Genomic DNA, 15,022 nt, shown 5'->3' on the forward strand with positions numbered 1-15,022 from the left:
AAAAACCTCCCTTAGTTGTCGTTCGGTTACAAGCGTCTCAATTTTCCGGCATCTTGTCAACCGAATATGACCGGATTCCGAAGGGAATGCCGGTCATTCTTTTTTCGTCATGACGGAGATGGTTTGGGAGTCTTCAATCCAATACACTTTGGCTCCCAATGCCTGGGACACCGAACGCAACGGGAGGTAGGGGTGGCCGTCGATGAGCAGGACGGGGGAGGGAAGTTTGACTTTTTTGCCATTGACTTGCATCCACCAGAGTCCGACGCGGAACCACCATTTTTTGAGCATGCCTTTGTGCAGGCTTGCGACTTGGTCGGATGCGACGTAGACGGTGCCGTTCTCCACGAGCATCGGGGTTTTGAGTTTTTGCGGCTTGCCGTTCCAGAGCAGGGTGGGTTTCATGTCCTGCTGCACGACCATTTTGTTGAAATGCCCGAACAGCACGTGCGAAATCTGTTCGGCGATGCGCGTGTGGCCGGCGACGTTGGGGTGGATGTCGTCGTTGGCGAGATTGACGTATTCCTTCTCATGGTCGAGAAAAAGCGACGCTGTCGGCACCACCGTCGCTTCATGCGTGTTGGCAGCCATCGCAATCGATTCGTTGGCCCATTGGATGTACTCGCTGAGCGCTTGGTGGCGGGAATCGTCCGGGGAAAACGGGTTGTACACTTCCAGCACGAACAGACGCGCCGTGGCGTTTTGGTTGCGAATTTTCCCGAGGATCGCTTCGATGTTGGCTTCGTACTTGGAGAGGGCTTCGCGCATTTTCGCTTCATCGCCCGGCGCTTTGTAGTCGGTCCAGATGATGTCGTTGCCGCCAAGCGACAGGGTGATCAAATCGGCATGTTTGATCACGTCGCTCGCTTCCGGCCAATGGTCGAGCAGGAAGAGAAACTGCCCGCTGGTCAAGCCCGGCACGCCTAAATTGTGCAACTCGGCCGGACCTCGCGTCAGCAGTTGGCGATGCAATTGCGCGGCGAATCCGTTCAGCCGGGAACCGTTGATGGCGGGTGCCCCCCACCCGGCCGTGATCGAGTCGCCCATCGCGACGTAATCGACCTCCTCCGGCAAGATCGGGCGGTGAACAACCGCCTGCGCGGGCCGGGCTTGGGTACCCAACAGACAAAGCACCAACAGAAGGCAAAATGAAATCTGCAACCGACGCAGGAACGTCATGATCTCACCTCCGAGCCAGTCGTCGTTCCATCCAAGTATCAAGCGACGTGTAGACCACCGGGATCAGCACCAACGTGATCAAGGTGGAGAACGTCAAACCAAACAGAATCACCGTGGCAAGAGGTGCTTGAATTTCTGCACCCTCGCCCAATCCGAGAGACGCGGGCACGACGCCGAGCACAGTGGCTCCGGCCGTCATGAGAATCGGGCGCAAGCGAACAGGTCCGGCTCTCAGAATCGCTTCTTCGCGGTCGAGACCTCGTCGGCGCAGGCGGTTGACGTAGTCGATGAGGATGATCGCGTTGTTGACGACGATCCCGACCAACACGATCAACCCGATAAATGCGCCGACGCCAAGCGACCGCCCCGTCACCAGCAAGCCAAAAACCACACCGACCGCCGTGACGGGAATCGAGAACATGATGACAAACGGGTGAAAAAACGATTCGAACTGCGCCGCCATCACCATGTACACGAGCACGACGGCGAGCACGAGGGCACCTTCGAGTTTTTTGAAGGCGTCGTTCATCTGTTCAGACTCGCCGCCGTATTCAATGGAATAGCCGGAGGGGAGCTTCACTTGAGCCGTGACGGTCGATTGGATGTCGTCCATGATATGGCCGATGTCGCGGCCGATGTAGTCCGCTTCGACTGTCATCTCGCGCAAGTTGTTGTAGCGGGAGATCGTGGACGGTCCCTCCGATGTGTGAACGTCTGCAATCGTGCCCAGTGCGACGGTGGTTCCGGCGGGGGTAGGCAGTTGCAATTGGCGCAGGCGTTCCAGAGAATTACGCATCTCGATCGGTATCTGCAAGCGGACGTCGATTTCACCGGATTGGGTGCGATATTGCGTCGCCAGTTGACCTTGGGTCGCGTCGCGGATCATTTGCGAGACTTGGGCATTGCCGAGGCCGTAGGTGCGGGCTTTTTCGCGGTCGACTTGGACTTCGATCTCCCGAGTGAGTCGTTCGCGTTCGGCGGCGGCTTCGCGGACGCCTTCGACTTTGCTGATTTGCGCGGTCACTTGTTGCGCCAACCCTCGCAGAATTTCAGGGTCGTCGCCGCGGAGTCGAATTTGGATCGGCATGCCCGCTCCACCTGTGAGCTGGTCGCCGGAGACTTGCACGTTGATGCGGGCGTCCGGGATGTTCGTCAAGCGGCTGCGCAGGTCGTCCGCGACTTGGAGCGTGGTTCGGTCGCGTTGACTTCGGTCTCGGAGTTGCAGGCTGAGCACCGCTTTGTGCGATTGTGTGCCTGCAGTTGGGTTGTAGACATTGCCGCCGCCGATGGTGACGAACGTGGTGGCGAGCTCGGGGGTCTCGGTGACTTTTTTCTCAATCTCTGCGACTCGCTGGGAGGTTTTCTCCATCGGAGTGCCCGGAGTGAGCGTCATCGTGACTTGGATGACGCCTTGGTCGCCTTTGGGGAGAAATTCTTGCCCGATCAGCGGGTAGGCGGCAGCGGTCAAGCCGAGCAGGATCAAGGTGGTTAGGTAGACGGTTTTGCGGTGGTGGAGTGCCCAATGAAGCAGGTGCCCGTACCAAATTGAAAGTCGGCCGAGCGCTTCGGCTTCGTGGGTTTCTTGGGCAGGGGCCGGTGCTTGTACGGCCACTTTTTCCCCGCGCAAGAAGTAGTAGGCGAACATCGGGACGAGCAAGAGCGCGCTGAACAGCGAGGCCAAGTGCGAAAACGTGACGGTCAGCGCCAAGGGGCGGATCAGTTGCGCGGCGAGTCCCGAGACGAAAATGATCGGGGCAAAAACGACCACGGACGCAAACGCCGCGCTCGTCACCGCCAGTGTGACTTCGCTGGAGCCTTCCAAGACCGCTTCGTACAGCGGTCGTCCCATCTGGCGGTGGCGGAAGATGTTCTCCAAGATGACGACCGCCGTGTCGACCATCGCCCCGACGCCCAGCGCGAGGCCGCCCATCGTCAGCATGTTCACCGATTGTCCGGCGAAGTAGACCATGATAAACGTCGCGATGATCGAGACGGGGATCGCCAGCGAAATGACCAACGTGCTGCGCCAGGATCTCAGGAAAAAGTAGAGAATCACGACGGCGAAAACACCGCCGAGCAGCATGTCGCGGGTCAGCGTCTTCACAGACTGTTTGATAAATGTGGCTTGGTCAAACAGCGGTGTGATTTGGACGTTGGCGGGGAGTTGTTTTTTGAGTGTGGTCAGGGCTTCTGTGATGCCGTTTGAGACTTGAACGGTGTTGGCGTCGGAGAGCTTCTGGATTTGGATGGCGACGCTTTGTTGACCGTTCATGCGGGAAATTTGCGATTGCTCCTGCAGGGTTTGTTCCACGTCGGCGACGTCGCGCAGGTGGAATCGATTGCCTTGTGGACTTGCGAGCGGCAAATTGCGAATGCTCTCGACGTCGGGGAAGTCGCCGCGGATGATGACCGCCATGTCGCGTTCCGCTTCGCGGATGAGCCCGCCGGAGAGCGTGAGGTTCTCGCTGGCGAGTAGTTGCTTCAATTGTTCCAGAGTCAGTCCCCGTGCTTGCAAGTCGTAAGGGCGGACGGTGATGCGAATTTCAGGCTCGGCACCACCGGAGATTTGGACGGCGGCGACTCCTTCGACGCGCGAGAGGGTGCGTTTGACGGTGTCGTTGGCGAGGGCGCCGAGTTCTTGTAGGTCTTTGCCGCCGATCATGCTGAGTTGGACGACGGGGAGCAGGTTCGGGTCGAAGCGGATGACGGTCGGTGCTTGGATGCCTTCGGGGAGGCTTGATTTGACATAGTCGATTTTCTCGCGCATTTGCAAGGTGGCGAAGTCCATGTCGGTGCCCCAATCGAATTCGACGAGCACGAGGGTGCCGCCGTTGCGGGTGGTGGAGGAGATGTTTTTGACACCGTTGGCGGTGCCGAGAATTTCTTCGAGAGGGCGGGTAATCATGTTCTCGATGACTTCGGGGCCGGTGCCGGGGCTTTGCACGGTAACGGCCGCCAACGGAAAGGTCATGCGCGGGAACAACTCGACAGGCAATCGAAACAACGACACGCCGCCAAGGATCACAAGAGCCACGATAATCATCGTCGCAGCGACCGGGCGTTTCACAGAAAGTTCGGAGAGCCTCATGAGCGCGACCTCGGAAGTACGCGAAGATCTTGAGGTTCATGAAGAGCTTGGGGTTCATGAAGACCTTGAGGTTCACCAGAGGTTTTCATAGATGACTTCGACGGGCTCGTCCCGGAGGTGATGATTTGGATCTTGGTTCCGGGTTGTACGCGGTCGAGACCTTCGTGGATGACGGGGTCGTCTTTTTTCAAGCCGGTGAGGATCTCGGTGTAGGTGCCGTTGTTGTAGCCTGTGGTGACGGTTTTTTTGACGGCGGTTTCGCCTTGGGCGAGCAGGACGTAGGCAGTACTGCCTTCATGGAGAATCGAGGAGGTCGGCACCGTGAGAACCCCTGTGTGCGGATCGAGTGTGATCAGGGCTTGTCCGACTTGGCCGGGCTTGTATTCGCCCGCGTCGTTGTCGAGCTGAGCATGTGCCGTGAACGACTTCGCCTGCAAATCGAGCGATGGAGAGACGGATGCAAGAGTCGTAGGCACAGGCGAATGCTCTCCCACTTGCACGTTGGCAGCCTGCCCCTGCTTCAACCGCGCTTGCAAAGTCGGGTCCACGAGCACTTCAAAGTCGACTTGCGCCACGTCCCCCACGCTGAACAAAGGCACGCCGGGGCCGGACGGAGTGCCGGCGATGGCGTTTTTACTCAACACCACTCCGTCAAACGGCGAAGTGATTTGCGCCGCCTTCACTTGTGCTTCGGCGAGATGGAGAGCTTGGTGTGCTTGCACCAACTGAGCTTGCAACGTCTGTAAAAGCGGAGCCTTGAACACATCAAGGCTTTTTCCCACGAACGCTTGTGTTTGCAGGAGAGACACTTGACTCTGAGCTCGCTGTAACTGCTGAGAGATCGAAAGCAATTTTTCAGGAGTATCCGGGCCTGGTTTCTCCAACGCTTGAGCCAGCGCGAGGATCTGCGTCTGCACTTGCGATTCCAACAACGCGATCTTGCGCGAAGTGTCATCCGCCAAGGAACCTCCGACGGACGATATGCCCGCCGTCGCGATCCCATTGCCGCTCTGCAAACGACGAATTTGCGCTTCAATTCCCGCAATGGCGCCCTTGGCTTCCTGCAACGTCGCCTGAGAGCTGCCCGTGTCGAGCGTGGCGAGGAGTTGGCCTTTTTTCACGGAGTCGCCGACTTGGACGAGTACCGATTGCACTTGACCCGCCGCCGTCGCAAGCACGGGGGTCTGCTCACGGGGCATGACGCGACCGGGCAGCACCAACGTCTCCGGCAGGTCACGCGGCGTTGCGCGGTCTATGCTGACGGGCACGATCGTCGCTTCCTCTGCAACCTGCGGGGACTTCGCACACCCCGCGAAGAACAGGCTCAGCGACGCAATCGTCAACCCGGTTTGTTTCCAATACGCGTTCATCGGCTCACCTCCACCAAGTCAAACATTTCCAAGGTTGGTGGATCTAGTGTGAGTGTTTTCCATGTATCTTATGAGTGGACAGAGAAAGGTAAAAGAGGGAGTAAATTTGAGGATTTCAGGGGACTCTCAAGATAGTAAAAGATGATCCAGCCAGAAGCCGGATCATCGCCTTGAATCATTCCAGAAGGTCGGTTATATTTTCTTTAACGAAACGACGCAATTCGACAGGGAATGTCGAAACACCCCGTTAGGTGCTAACTTTGCTTTCATGTAGAACTTATACTCCATATCGTGAAAGCACCTACATACTAAGTACGCCTTGTTGCAGAATTGACTGCGGCAGGGCGTATTTTCATGTTCAGAATCTGTTCAGGACGCAGATCGCCGGTTCAGCAAGCGCACGACCCAGAAGCCGACTCCGCCGCCGCCCGTGATCGTGATGAGGTCGAGCAGGAGCCTGACCAATTGCGACCCGTAAAAAGCAAATCCATAGTGCGGATGTCGAAATTGGTGGACGACGATGGCGAGTACGACGATCCCCGCCACGGCCAGCATCGACCCGTAGACGCCGCGCATCCCGAAGATCAAGTAGAAGAAAAAGCCCAACAGCAAGGTTGCGACCAAGTGCGGTTGTTCTGCGGTGGGCATAACGGTCATGTTGGCGATTAAGTAGAGGGTGAAGACCACCCAGGCGAGCAACCACTTTTTCACGTGCGGACGCCTCCCTTTTGCTTAGTCCAAGCATATGTCGAAAGTGGTATTTTTACGACAGGGGGTAATTGGGTGGAAAAAGGTGTTGACAGGTCGGCCGCAGGGTGATAATATTGGTCTTGTTCTTCTCGCCGGTGTAGCTCAGTTGGTAGAGCAACTGACTTGTAATCAGTAGGTCGCGGGTTCGATTCCTGTTGCCGGCACCACACGAACAGATGAAGGCGTCTTCCGATGAGGGAGGCGCCTTTTTTCATGGAGGTTTTGCAGAGATGACACACGAGATGCAGGAAACGTTTGACGCGATGCAAGAGAATTGGCGGATGATGCAGTCCAGTGATTTTGATTCGGCTGCCGAAGATGCGGAGCGGTTCGAGGGCTCGTTCTACAAGTTCATCGACGCGGTGCGCGATTGGATTGAAGCTATGGAGCAGAAGCCGGAGAGCTTGGAGAAGCTCTTGGCGATGCCGGAGTTGCAGCCGTTCTCCGACGAACTGCCGGCGCCGTTGTTGCTGAACTTCGAAACGGAGCTGGAACTGATCATGGAAGGCATCACCCGCGAACAGGAAGAAAAGTACGACTGAGTGTAAAAAAAGCGCATGTCCTCGCGAGAGGCCATGCGCTTTTTTTGGCTACATGCGGTAGACACGCGCCTCATGCGGGCGCAGGGTCGTTTTTTGAATCGAGGTGGTGCCGTCGACATCGGAGTAGTTGGCGAGGACCAGCTCTTTTTTTGCATCCTCATATCCCGCCGGGAGCGTGAATTCGTTCTCGCGGTCGGAGTGGTTGAGGATGACCAGCCAGCGGACGCCGTCGAGTTCGCGCTTGAAGACGTAGAGTTCCGCGTGGCCTTCGGAGAGGTCGTAGTAGTCGCCGTAGACCATGACGGGGTTGTCTTTGCGCAGTTGGATCAGTTTTTTGTAGTAGTAGAACACCGAGTTCGGGTCGGCGAGGGCTTGTTCGACGTTGATTCTCGTGTGGTTCGGGTTGACTTTGATCCACGGCTTGCCCGTTGTGAATCCGGCGTTGTCGCTTGCATCCCATTGCATCGGGGTACGGGAGTTGTCGCGGGAACGGGGCAGGAGGCTTTCAAAGACTTCTTGCGGATCGCGGCCTTCTGCGACTTCGTCGCGGTATTTGTTTTTCATCGCGATGTCGTCGTAGTCTTCGATGGACGAGAAGCGCACGCCGGTCATGCCGAGTTCTTCGCCTTGGTAGATGTACGGCATGCCGGGCAGGGTGTGGACGAGCGTGCCTAGCAATTTCGCCGACTCCACACGGAATTCGCCGTCGTTGCCGTAGCGTGTGACTTGGCGGGTGTGGTCGTGGTTGTTGAGGAATTGCGAGTTCCAGCCTTTGTCTTTGAGCGCTTCGTACCAGCGGGTTTGGATTTCCTTGAAGCGGAGCATGTCCCACGTCGGCATCTCGTCGGCGACTTCGAAGTGGAACAGCGTGTTGAGTTCCCCTCGGTCTTCGCCTGTGTAGAGCGGGCCGTCCTCCGGTTTGATGAACCCGAGTTCGCCGACGGTGAGGATGTCGTAGTGCTTCAGCACTTTTTCATGCATTTCGTGGAGGAACGTGTGAACGCCCGGATTGTTGGCGAGGTAGGAGATGTCGTCCGGGTTTTCGGCATCGGGGTAGCCTTCCGGTTTGGCGAGCAGAGCGACTGCATCCATGCGGAAACCGTCGATGCCTTTGTCCAGCCACCAGCGCATCATGCGGTAGATTTCTTCGCGCAACGCTTCGCTCTCCCAGTTCAGATCGGGTTGCTCGACGGCGAAGGAATGGAAATAGTACTGGCCAGTTGCCTCGTCAAACGTCCACGTGGACGGCTCAAAATAGGAGCGCCAGTTGTTCGGAGCGCTGCCGTCCGCTTTCGGGTCGCGCCAGATGTAGTAGTCGCGTTTGGGGTTGTCTTTGGACGAGCGGGATTCGAGGAACCACGAGTGTTGGTCGGACGTGTGGTTGACGACGAGGTCCATGATCAGTTTCATGCCGCGCGTATGTACTTCATGGAGCAGGGTTTCCCAGAGGGGCATCGTGCCCGCTTTTTCCATGATCGTGTAGTAGTCTGCGATGTCGTAGCCGTTGTCGCGATCGGGTGATTCGTAGCAGGGGTTCAACCAGATGACGTCGACGCCGAGCGATTGGATGTAGTCCAGTTTGTCGATCACGCCTTGCAAATCGCCGTATCCGTCGCCGTTCGTGTCGTAGAACGAGCGCCAGTAGATCTGATAGACGACCGCTTCTTTCCACCAAGTTCGGTTCATGTGGCACGCTCCTATTTACAAAAGTCTACTTTATATTATCAAGGCTGAGGGCGGGAAGTGCAACCATTCGACTCCTTCCTGCGTCTAACGGGAGAAGGAAGGAGTTGGTATCGGGATGAAAAAAATGTGCTGGCTGGGAGTTGTGGCGGCGGCCGGGCTTCTGGCGGGGTGTTCGGGGAGTGCAGAGAAGCAAAAAGTGAGTGAAGCACCGCCTACAGATGTATTTCATCAACCTTCGAGCGTTGTCGAAGTTCACATGGCAGATGAAAAAACGGGCTGGGCGATCTCGCCGGGCAATGTGTATCGAACGGAAGACGGCGCAGAGAACTGGAAGTCCGTGCTGACGTTTAACTATACAGATATGATGGCACCGAGCGAGCTCAAACCGCTTGATCCTGCGAAGTTGCATATGGCGTACTTGGGGGCGGACGAAATTTGGATTTCAGAAGCCGTTGAAGCCGGGGCGTACCCGTATGTCGTGCAGCATACGGCAGATGGCGGTCGGAATGGGTTCAAGAAATGGGACACCTTTCCTGCACGGGGCGTCGGAGCGATTCAGTTTGTGGACAGCAAGCACGGGTGGATGTTTGAGAAGTTCGGTTCTGCTACCGGCAATGACATCGTGAACCTCTCTCGCACCGAGGACGGCGGCGCCACTTGGATTCGCGTGTCGGGGAATGGAAGAGGTGAGCCGGTTGAAACGTTCCCTGATGCAGGGATGAAGTCGGGGATTTCGTTCGCCGACTCTTTGCATGGCTTTGCTACCGGATCACTGCGGGATATGGACACGGCGTTTTTTTACAGAACGGATGATGGGGGCAAGACGTGGAAGGAGCAGGCGTTGCCCGTGCATTCCACGACACTTTGGACGTACCCGCCGGAGTTTTTCAAGAATGGGGCAGAGGGCGTGATGACCGCTGAGGATAGCACGGCTCATACTATTACCATGCTCAGCACGCTCGACGGCGGGCAGACCTGGCAACCCACAAAGCCGATTCCGTATCAACTGCGTCATTCGCAAGAGCCTGCTCTTGAGCAAGACGGTCGCGTCATCGCCGTTGTGAATGATTTCACCGATGTATTGCATGGCTGGGTGATGGATCAGACAGGGGGCTTGTACGCGACGAAGGACGGTGGGACCACATGGGACACGATTCCTGCCGATGAGACACTCAAACATGCCTTGGTGGAGAGTCGGGTGAAGCAACTCAACTTCGTCAACGAACACACGGGCTGGGCGTTGATGTACCAGCCGAACGGAGTACAAAGCACGCTCTTAAAAACCACCGACGGCGGTCATACTTGGCACTAAGATCGGGCAGACTATCCAAAAAATGGAGGTGTTGCCCGTCATGAAAAAACGTCTCGCCCCACTCGCGCTCGCCGTTCTCACCCTGACAGCCACCATCCCGACGGCTGCTTTTGCCATCCCGCGCGAGACACGGGAACAATTGTTGGAAACCACGCTGTTGACGACGCTTCAAGAACCGATTCGAAAAGCGGTGAACGAGCATTATAAGCACAACCCGCCGCGTTTTTACACGCACGACAGCCAAATTCTTCATCTCAACCGCAACACAGGAGGTTCGGACACCTACACGGTTCGGGTGCAGATTTTGATCATGGATGACAAATCTCGCCAACCGCAGACGCGAGACATCCTTACTCTGCGGGTGGAACCAACGAGTTCGAAGGTGATTAGTTACGAAAGTCACCCGGTTAAAGCGGGAAGCCACGCGTAGAAGTTTTGCACAATCCCAACGTACGAAAAAAAGCACCGAGTTCTCACTCGGTGCTTTTTCCCGCTTCATACACTCTCAACACGCCGTGAACCGCCTGCAACACCGGGAACTCCGCCGTCGAACGCCCGTGTTTCTCCGCGAGGGAGAGGAGATAGCCGTGAATATGATCGGTTTCAACAGACAGCCCTTTTTCCAAATCGAGCAGCATCGACGCTTTCATCGGGGCGGGGGTGTTAAGGATGCCCTTGTACGTCAACTCCTCCACGTCCTCGCTCGCCGGAGCTCCGGCCGCTTTCGTAATCTCCACGATCTCAGCCAACAGTCGCTTGCAAGTCGCATGACCATGCGAGTCTGCCATGATCGGCCCAATCGAAGAACGGAACAGCGAAGTAATCCCACTCATCACCGCGATAAAAATATACTTGTGCCACACATCCCGCTGTGCATTCTCACTCAGCACAACATTGAACTCAGCCCCCGACATATGCTCCAAAACCTTCTCCACCCTTGCAGAACGCCCGCCGCTCCACTCCCCGAACGTCACATCGTGACGCGGGCTCGTATGGACGATCCGACCCTCCGCATCGAGCGTCGTCGAAATAAAACAGACCCCGCCGAGCACTCTCTCTTGCCCGAACGCCGCCCACAAATCCTCAAAATGCTGATAGCCATTCAACAACGGCATCACCAAGGTCTGCTCGGACACATAAGGACGCAACTCCTCCACGATCTGCTCCATGTGATAAGCCTTCACCGAAAGCAGCACCACATCAAACGGCTCAGCCTTTTCACCCGCAACCAACGTCTTCACGTCCGACGCCCAATCCCCGTGGAGACTCTCAATCACCAGCCCCGTTTTCTCCAACTGCGACCGACGCCCCGGACGGACCAAAAACGTCACATCTTCGCCCTTTTGCACCAACCGACCGCCAAAATACCCGCCGACTGCACCCGCTCCAACCACGAGAAATCTCATACTTTTCAGCCTCCTTGAACGATTCGATTTTCTTTTAGTATAAAATAGATAGGAATCTACAGCAAACCTTCCTATCTTTGTGCTTTTTTGCACTTGCTTCCTGTGGTATAGTGAAGGAATAAAGTTAACGAAAAGTAGGTGAGTCCGGTGAACAAAACGATCTATGATGTAGCCCGCGAAGCTGGCGTGTCCATGGCGACAGTCTCCCGCGTTTTGAACGGGACGGCGGTCGTGAAGGATGAGACGAAAGCCAAAGTTCAAGCGGCGATTGAAAAGCTCGGGTATCGACCGAACGCAGTAGCGCGCGGTCTGGCGAGCAAGCGTACGAAGTCGATCGGCGTCATCCTCCCGGACGTGTCCGACTTGTTCCATGCAGAAGTCCTGCGCGGTATCGAAGATATCGCCACGATGTACCAGTACCATATCATCCTCACCAACTCCGATGCCCGCGAAGATCGCGAAGTCGATTTGATCGGCACGATGTGGGAGAAGCAGGTAGACGGGCTCCTTTTCATCTCTGAACAGATTACACCGAAGATTGTAAAAACTTTCGAAGAGGCACAATTGCCTGTCGTTCTCTGTGCCACCGAAGACCCGGAGCACCGCATCCCGTCCGTCGCCATCGACAACAAGCAAGCCGGCCTCGACGCGACGAATTATTTTCTCAACCTCGGGTCGGACAAGATCGTATTCCTCGGCGGTCCGACGTCACAGCCGGTCACGATGAAGCGTCTTGCCGGTTATGAACAAGCGCTCAAGGACGCAGGGCGTGAGTTCGACTCCAACTATGTCTTGCATGCGAAGGATTCGCACTACCGTTCCGGCTATGAAGTCTCCAACGCGTTCCTTAATGAAGGATTTACAGCGGACGCTGTCGTTGCCACCAGCGATGAATTGGTTCTGGGCTACTTGAACGCCGTTCGCGACCGTGGCGGCAAAGCGCCGGACGATGTTCTGCTGCTGAGTTTTGAAAACACCCGCCTGACGACCATCGTTCGTCCGGAATTGACGACCATCGCTCAACCGACCTACGACCTCGGGGCCGTCGCGATGCGACTCTTGACCAAGCTCTTGAATGAAGTATCGATCGAAGAATATACCGTGCGCCTCCCGCATTCCATTCTGGAGCGTACGTCGACGAAAAGATAATCGGAGGAGGCCCCGCATGCTCGAACGCATGCGGGCCTTCGTCTACCCAGCGAGGTGAATCCCATGGCAGACACCAAACCCCGCGTGCTCGTCACGCGCGAAATTCCGGAAGCGGGTCTTCGGATTCTGCGCGAATCTTGCGAGGTCACCGTTTTTTCCTCCGAACGGCAACCGACCCGCGAGGAATTGCTTGACTTGCTCCCGAACTTCGACGGCTTGCTCTCCATGCTGATCGACAGTTTAGACCGACCTTTATTGGAAAAAGTGCCCCATCTGCGCGTCATCAGCAACTACGCCGTCGGCTACAATAACATCGACATCCAAGCGGCCACTCAACTAGGCATCCCTGTCACCAACACGCCGGGCGTTTTGACCAACGCCACGGCCGACATTGCATGGGCGCTGCTGATGGCGGTCACTCGACGCATCGTGGAAGGCGACACTTACATACGCCAAGGTCAATGGGTCGGATGGTCCCCGAACCTCTTGCTCGGCATGGAACTGAGCGGCAAGACGATGGGCATCGTCGGCGCGGGCCGGATCGGTCTCGCCGTGGCCAAACGAGCACGAGCGTTCGACATGAACGTAACGTACTCCAACCGCCGCAGACTTGACGAAGCGGTGGAACGTGAGTACGGCTTGACCTACGTCGATCTCGATACGCTCGTCCGCACATCGGACGTGATTTCGCTCAACCTGCCGTACAACGCCGAATCCCATCATTTGTTCAACGCCGATTTGCTTTCCCGCATGAAACCAACGGCGTACCTGATCAACACAGCTCGCGGGCCGATTGTGGACGAAGCGGCTCTCGTCGAAGCGTTGAAAAAAGGACAGCTCGCCGGAGCGGGTCTGGACGTTTTTGAAAACGAACCGTCTGTGCATCCGGGGTTGCTGGAACTTTCCAATGTCGTGATGGTTCCGCACGTAGGCAGTTCCACTCGCGAGACTCGTGACAACATGGCGATTCTCGCAGCCGAGAACCTCGTCCGCGTGCTGCAAGGCAATCGTCCGCATTCTCTGGTCAACGAAGAGGTTTTTTCATAAGGAGGCGTACATACAATGTTTGAAAAGTGGATTGAAGAACATCGCGAACAGATCATCGAAAACACCCAAGGTGTCCTGCGCATCAACTCGGTCGGCGGCCCGGCCAGCGCACCCAACGAACCGTTTGGCCCCGGCTGTGCCGAAGCGCTCGACTACGTGCTGAACCTCGGGCAAGAAATGGGCTTTACCGTCAAGAACGTGGACGGCTATGCAGGTCATATCGAATTCGGAGAAGGGGAGGAGTACATCGCCGTCCTCGGACACCTCGACGTCGTTCCGGTCGGCACCGGCTGGACCTATCCTCCGTTTGGCGCCGAAATTCACAACGGCAAGATCTACGCTCGCGGTGCGATTGACGACAAAGGCCCGACGATGGCCGCTTTGCACGCTCTGCACGCCGTGAAGGAATCCGGTGTCAAACTCTCGAAAAAAATCCGCGTCATCCTCGGGGTGGACGAGGAGTCGAACTGGCGTTGCATGGACTATTACTTCGAGAAAGAACCGAAACCGATCGGCGGTTTCACCCCGGACGCCGACTTCCCGCTGATCTACGCGGAGAAAGGCATCCTCTGCTTCGATGTAAAAAAAGCCCGTTCGACCTCTGACGCGGCGACCGTGCTCGTACGCGAAGTGACCGGCGGCAACCGCATCAACATGGTGCCGGACCACTGTGCCGTCGTGCTCGATGTCAAGGGGGAACTCGACCTCGTGGCGGCGAAGATCAAAGAACTTGCCGAGTCTTACAACATCCAGTTGGAGATGGAACAGGGCGACGACACGATCAAACTGCATGTCGCAGGTGTTTCCGTTCACGCAGCAGCACCGCATCACGGTGTGAATGCAATCGTTCAAGCGGCGCGCATCCTCGCAGAATTGGACACCGCGGAGCAAGCTCTGTGGCAATTCATTTCCGAAGTGGATACCGACGGCGACCGTCTGGGCATCAAAATGGTCTGTGCGGCCACCGGCCCGCTGACCAACAACATGGGTCTCGTCCACATCGATGAAAAAGGCGTGAAGCTCGCCTTCAACGTTCGTTTCCCCGTTGACCAAACCGACGACGGCTTGCTTGCGATCATGCAAGAGAAGTTGGGGCCGGAGGGCTACTCGGTGGAGAAAAACGAACATGCCAACATGGCACCGCTCTATGTGCCGAAGGACTCCGAGATTGTGACGAAGCTTCTCAAAGTCTATGAGGAAGAAACGGGCGAGCAGGCAGAACCGCTGACCATCGGCGGCGGTACGTATGCGCGTGCGATTCCGAACGCGGTGGCGTTTGGGGCGCTGTTCCCGGGGCAAGAAGAGTTGGCGCACCAGCGCGATGAGAACTGGGCGGTGGACGATCTGATTCGCTGCACGAAGATCTATGCGAAGGCGATTTACGAGTTGGCAAGATAGAGCCTGTAACCTGTCTTACAGAACCGTGAGCCATACCTCTGCATAATATTGAGGTATAGCACCCATAAAGTCATCTCTCGGCAAAGGAGTGAGGA

General features: G+C 56.6%; 12 protein-coding genes and 1 tRNA gene. 7 read left to right on the forward strand and 6 right to left on the reverse strand.

Annotation, left to right across the window (positions count from 1 at the left end):
* Nucleotides 1-93: 93 nt before the first annotated feature.
* From JJB07_RS13920 to JJB07_RS13935, 4 genes are all read right to left on the reverse strand, one after another.
* Nucleotides 94-1,179 (reverse strand): SGNH/GDSL hydrolase family protein, encoded by a 1,086-nt coding sequence (locus JJB07_RS13920; RefSeq protein WP_201636019.1) that lies wholly within the window; start codon nt 1,177-1,179, stop codon nt 94-96.
* 4 nt (nt 1,180-1,183) lie between these two features.
* Complete coding sequence (locus JJB07_RS13925) at nt 1,184-4,267, reverse strand: efflux RND transporter permease subunit (RefSeq protein ID WP_201636021.1); 3,084 nt, start codon at nt 4,265-4,267, stop codon at nt 1,184-1,186.
* The gene (locus tag JJB07_RS13930; RefSeq protein ID WP_201636023.1) at nt 4,264-5,637 is read right to left on the reverse strand and encodes an efflux RND transporter periplasmic adaptor subunit; all 1,374 of its coding nucleotides are present in this window, start codon (nt 5,635-5,637) and stop codon (nt 4,264-4,266) included. The genes JJB07_RS13925 and JJB07_RS13930 overlap by 4 nt, the downstream gene beginning before the upstream one ends.
* Nucleotides 5,638-6,006: 369 nt before the next feature.
* Complete coding sequence (locus tag JJB07_RS13935) at nt 6,007-6,348, reverse strand: hypothetical protein (protein ID WP_201636025.1); 342 nt, start codon at nt 6,346-6,348, stop codon at nt 6,007-6,009.
* A gap of 130 nt (nt 6,349-6,478) precedes the next feature.
* Between JJB07_RS13935 and JJB07_RS13940 the strand changes: the two genes are divergently transcribed.
* Nucleotides 6,479-6,554 (forward strand) — tRNA-Thr (locus JJB07_RS13940).
* A 63-nt stretch (nt 6,555-6,617) separates the two neighbouring features.
* Nucleotides 6,618-6,929 (forward strand): hypothetical protein, encoded by a 312-nt coding sequence (locus tag JJB07_RS13945; protein ID WP_201636027.1) that lies wholly within the window; start codon nt 6,618-6,620, stop codon nt 6,927-6,929.
* 48 nt (nt 6,930-6,977) lie between these two features.
* Here the strand turns inward: JJB07_RS13945 and JJB07_RS13950 are convergent, their stop codons facing one another.
* Nucleotides 6,978-8,615 carry an alpha-glucosidase gene (locus JJB07_RS13950; protein WP_201636029.1) on the reverse strand — a complete coding sequence of 546 codons (1,638 nt, stop codon included), beginning with the start codon at nt 8,613-8,615 and terminating at the stop codon, nt 6,978-6,980.
* 115 nt (nt 8,616-8,730) lie between these two features.
* Here JJB07_RS13950 and JJB07_RS13955 point away from each other — a divergent pair, with 115 nt between their 5' ends.
* Both JJB07_RS13955 and JJB07_RS13960 read left to right on the forward strand, forming a co-directional pair.
* Entirely contained in the window at nt 8,731-9,927 is a 1,197-nt protein-coding gene (locus JJB07_RS13955; protein WP_201636031.1) for a WD40/YVTN/BNR-like repeat-containing protein, read from the forward strand.
* A 40-nt stretch (nt 9,928-9,967) separates the two neighbouring features.
* Nucleotides 9,968-10,357 (forward strand): DUF3888 domain-containing protein, encoded by a 390-nt coding sequence (locus JJB07_RS13960; RefSeq protein WP_201636033.1) that lies wholly within the window; start codon nt 9,968-9,970, stop codon nt 10,355-10,357.
* 43 nt (nt 10,358-10,400) lie between these two features.
* On the opposite strand, the gene JJB07_RS13965 is transcribed toward JJB07_RS13960, so the two are convergent.
* A complete protein-coding gene (locus JJB07_RS13965) occupies nt 10,401-11,333 on the reverse strand; it encodes a ketopantoate reductase family protein (protein ID WP_201636035.1) in 933 nt (310 codons plus the stop codon).
* Nucleotides 11,334-11,480: 147 nt separating this feature from the next.
* Here JJB07_RS13965 and JJB07_RS13970 point away from each other — a divergent pair, with 147 nt between their 5' ends.
* The 3 genes from JJB07_RS13970 to pepV all read left to right on the forward strand — a co-directional run bounded on the left by JJB07_RS13970 (nt 11,481) and on the right by pepV (nt 14,927).
* Entirely contained in the window at nt 11,481-12,482 is a 1,002-nt protein-coding gene (locus tag JJB07_RS13970) for a substrate-binding domain-containing protein (protein ID WP_201636037.1), read from the forward strand.
* 63 nt (nt 12,483-12,545) lie between these two features.
* Nucleotides 12,546-13,529, forward strand: a complete 984-nt coding sequence (locus tag JJB07_RS13975) for a 2-hydroxyacid dehydrogenase (RefSeq protein WP_201636039.1) — start codon at nt 12,546-12,548, stop codon at nt 13,527-13,529.
* A gap of 15 nt (nt 13,530-13,544) precedes the next feature.
* On the forward strand, nt 13,545-14,927 hold the full coding sequence (pepV, locus tag JJB07_RS13980; protein WP_201636041.1) for a dipeptidase PepV: 1,383 nt from the start codon (nt 13,545-13,547) through the stop codon (nt 14,925-14,927).
* Nucleotides 14,928-15,022: the final 95 nt, after the last annotated feature.

The organism is Tumebacillus amylolyticus (genome assembly GCF_016722965.1).
GTDB lineage: Bacteria > Bacillota > Bacilli > Tumebacillales > Tumebacillaceae > Tumebacillus > Tumebacillus amylolyticus.

What these genes read in the sequence shown, in the direction of transcription:
- JJB07_RS13955 (WP_201636031.1), top strand. Translation starts at nt 8,731, where the DNA reads ATGAAAAAAATGTGCTGGCTGGGAGTTGTGGCGGCGGCCGGGCTTCTG.
- JJB07_RS13965 (WP_201636035.1), bottom strand. Translation starts at nt 11,333, where the DNA reads ATGAGATTTCTCGTGGTTGGAGCGGGTGCAGTCGGCGGGTATTTTGGC.
- JJB07_RS13925 (WP_201636021.1), bottom strand. Translation starts at nt 4,267, where the DNA reads ATGAGGCTCTCCGAACTTTCTGTGAAACGCCCGGTCGCTGCGACGATG.
- JJB07_RS13950 (WP_201636029.1), bottom strand. Translation starts at nt 8,615, where the DNA reads ATGAACCGAACTTGGTGGAAAGAAGCGGTCGTCTATCAGATCTACTGG.
- JJB07_RS13930 (WP_201636023.1), bottom strand. Translation starts at nt 5,637, where the DNA reads ATGAACGCGTATTGGAAACAAACCGGGTTGACGATTGCGTCGCTGAGC.
- pepV (WP_201636041.1), top strand. Translation starts at nt 13,545, where the DNA reads ATGTTTGAAAAGTGGATTGAAGAACATCGCGAACAGATCATCGAAAAC.
- JJB07_RS13975 (WP_201636039.1), top strand. Translation starts at nt 12,546, where the DNA reads ATGGCAGACACCAAACCCCGCGTGCTCGTCACGCGCGAAATTCCGGAA.
- JJB07_RS13945 (WP_201636027.1), top strand. Translation starts at nt 6,618, where the DNA reads ATGACACACGAGATGCAGGAAACGTTTGACGCGATGCAAGAGAATTGG.
- JJB07_RS13920 (WP_201636019.1), bottom strand. Translation starts at nt 1,179, where the DNA reads ATGACGTTCCTGCGTCGGTTGCAGATTTCATTTTGCCTTCTGTTGGTG.
- JJB07_RS13960 (WP_201636033.1), top strand. Translation starts at nt 9,968, where the DNA reads ATGAAAAAACGTCTCGCCCCACTCGCGCTCGCCGTTCTCACCCTGACA.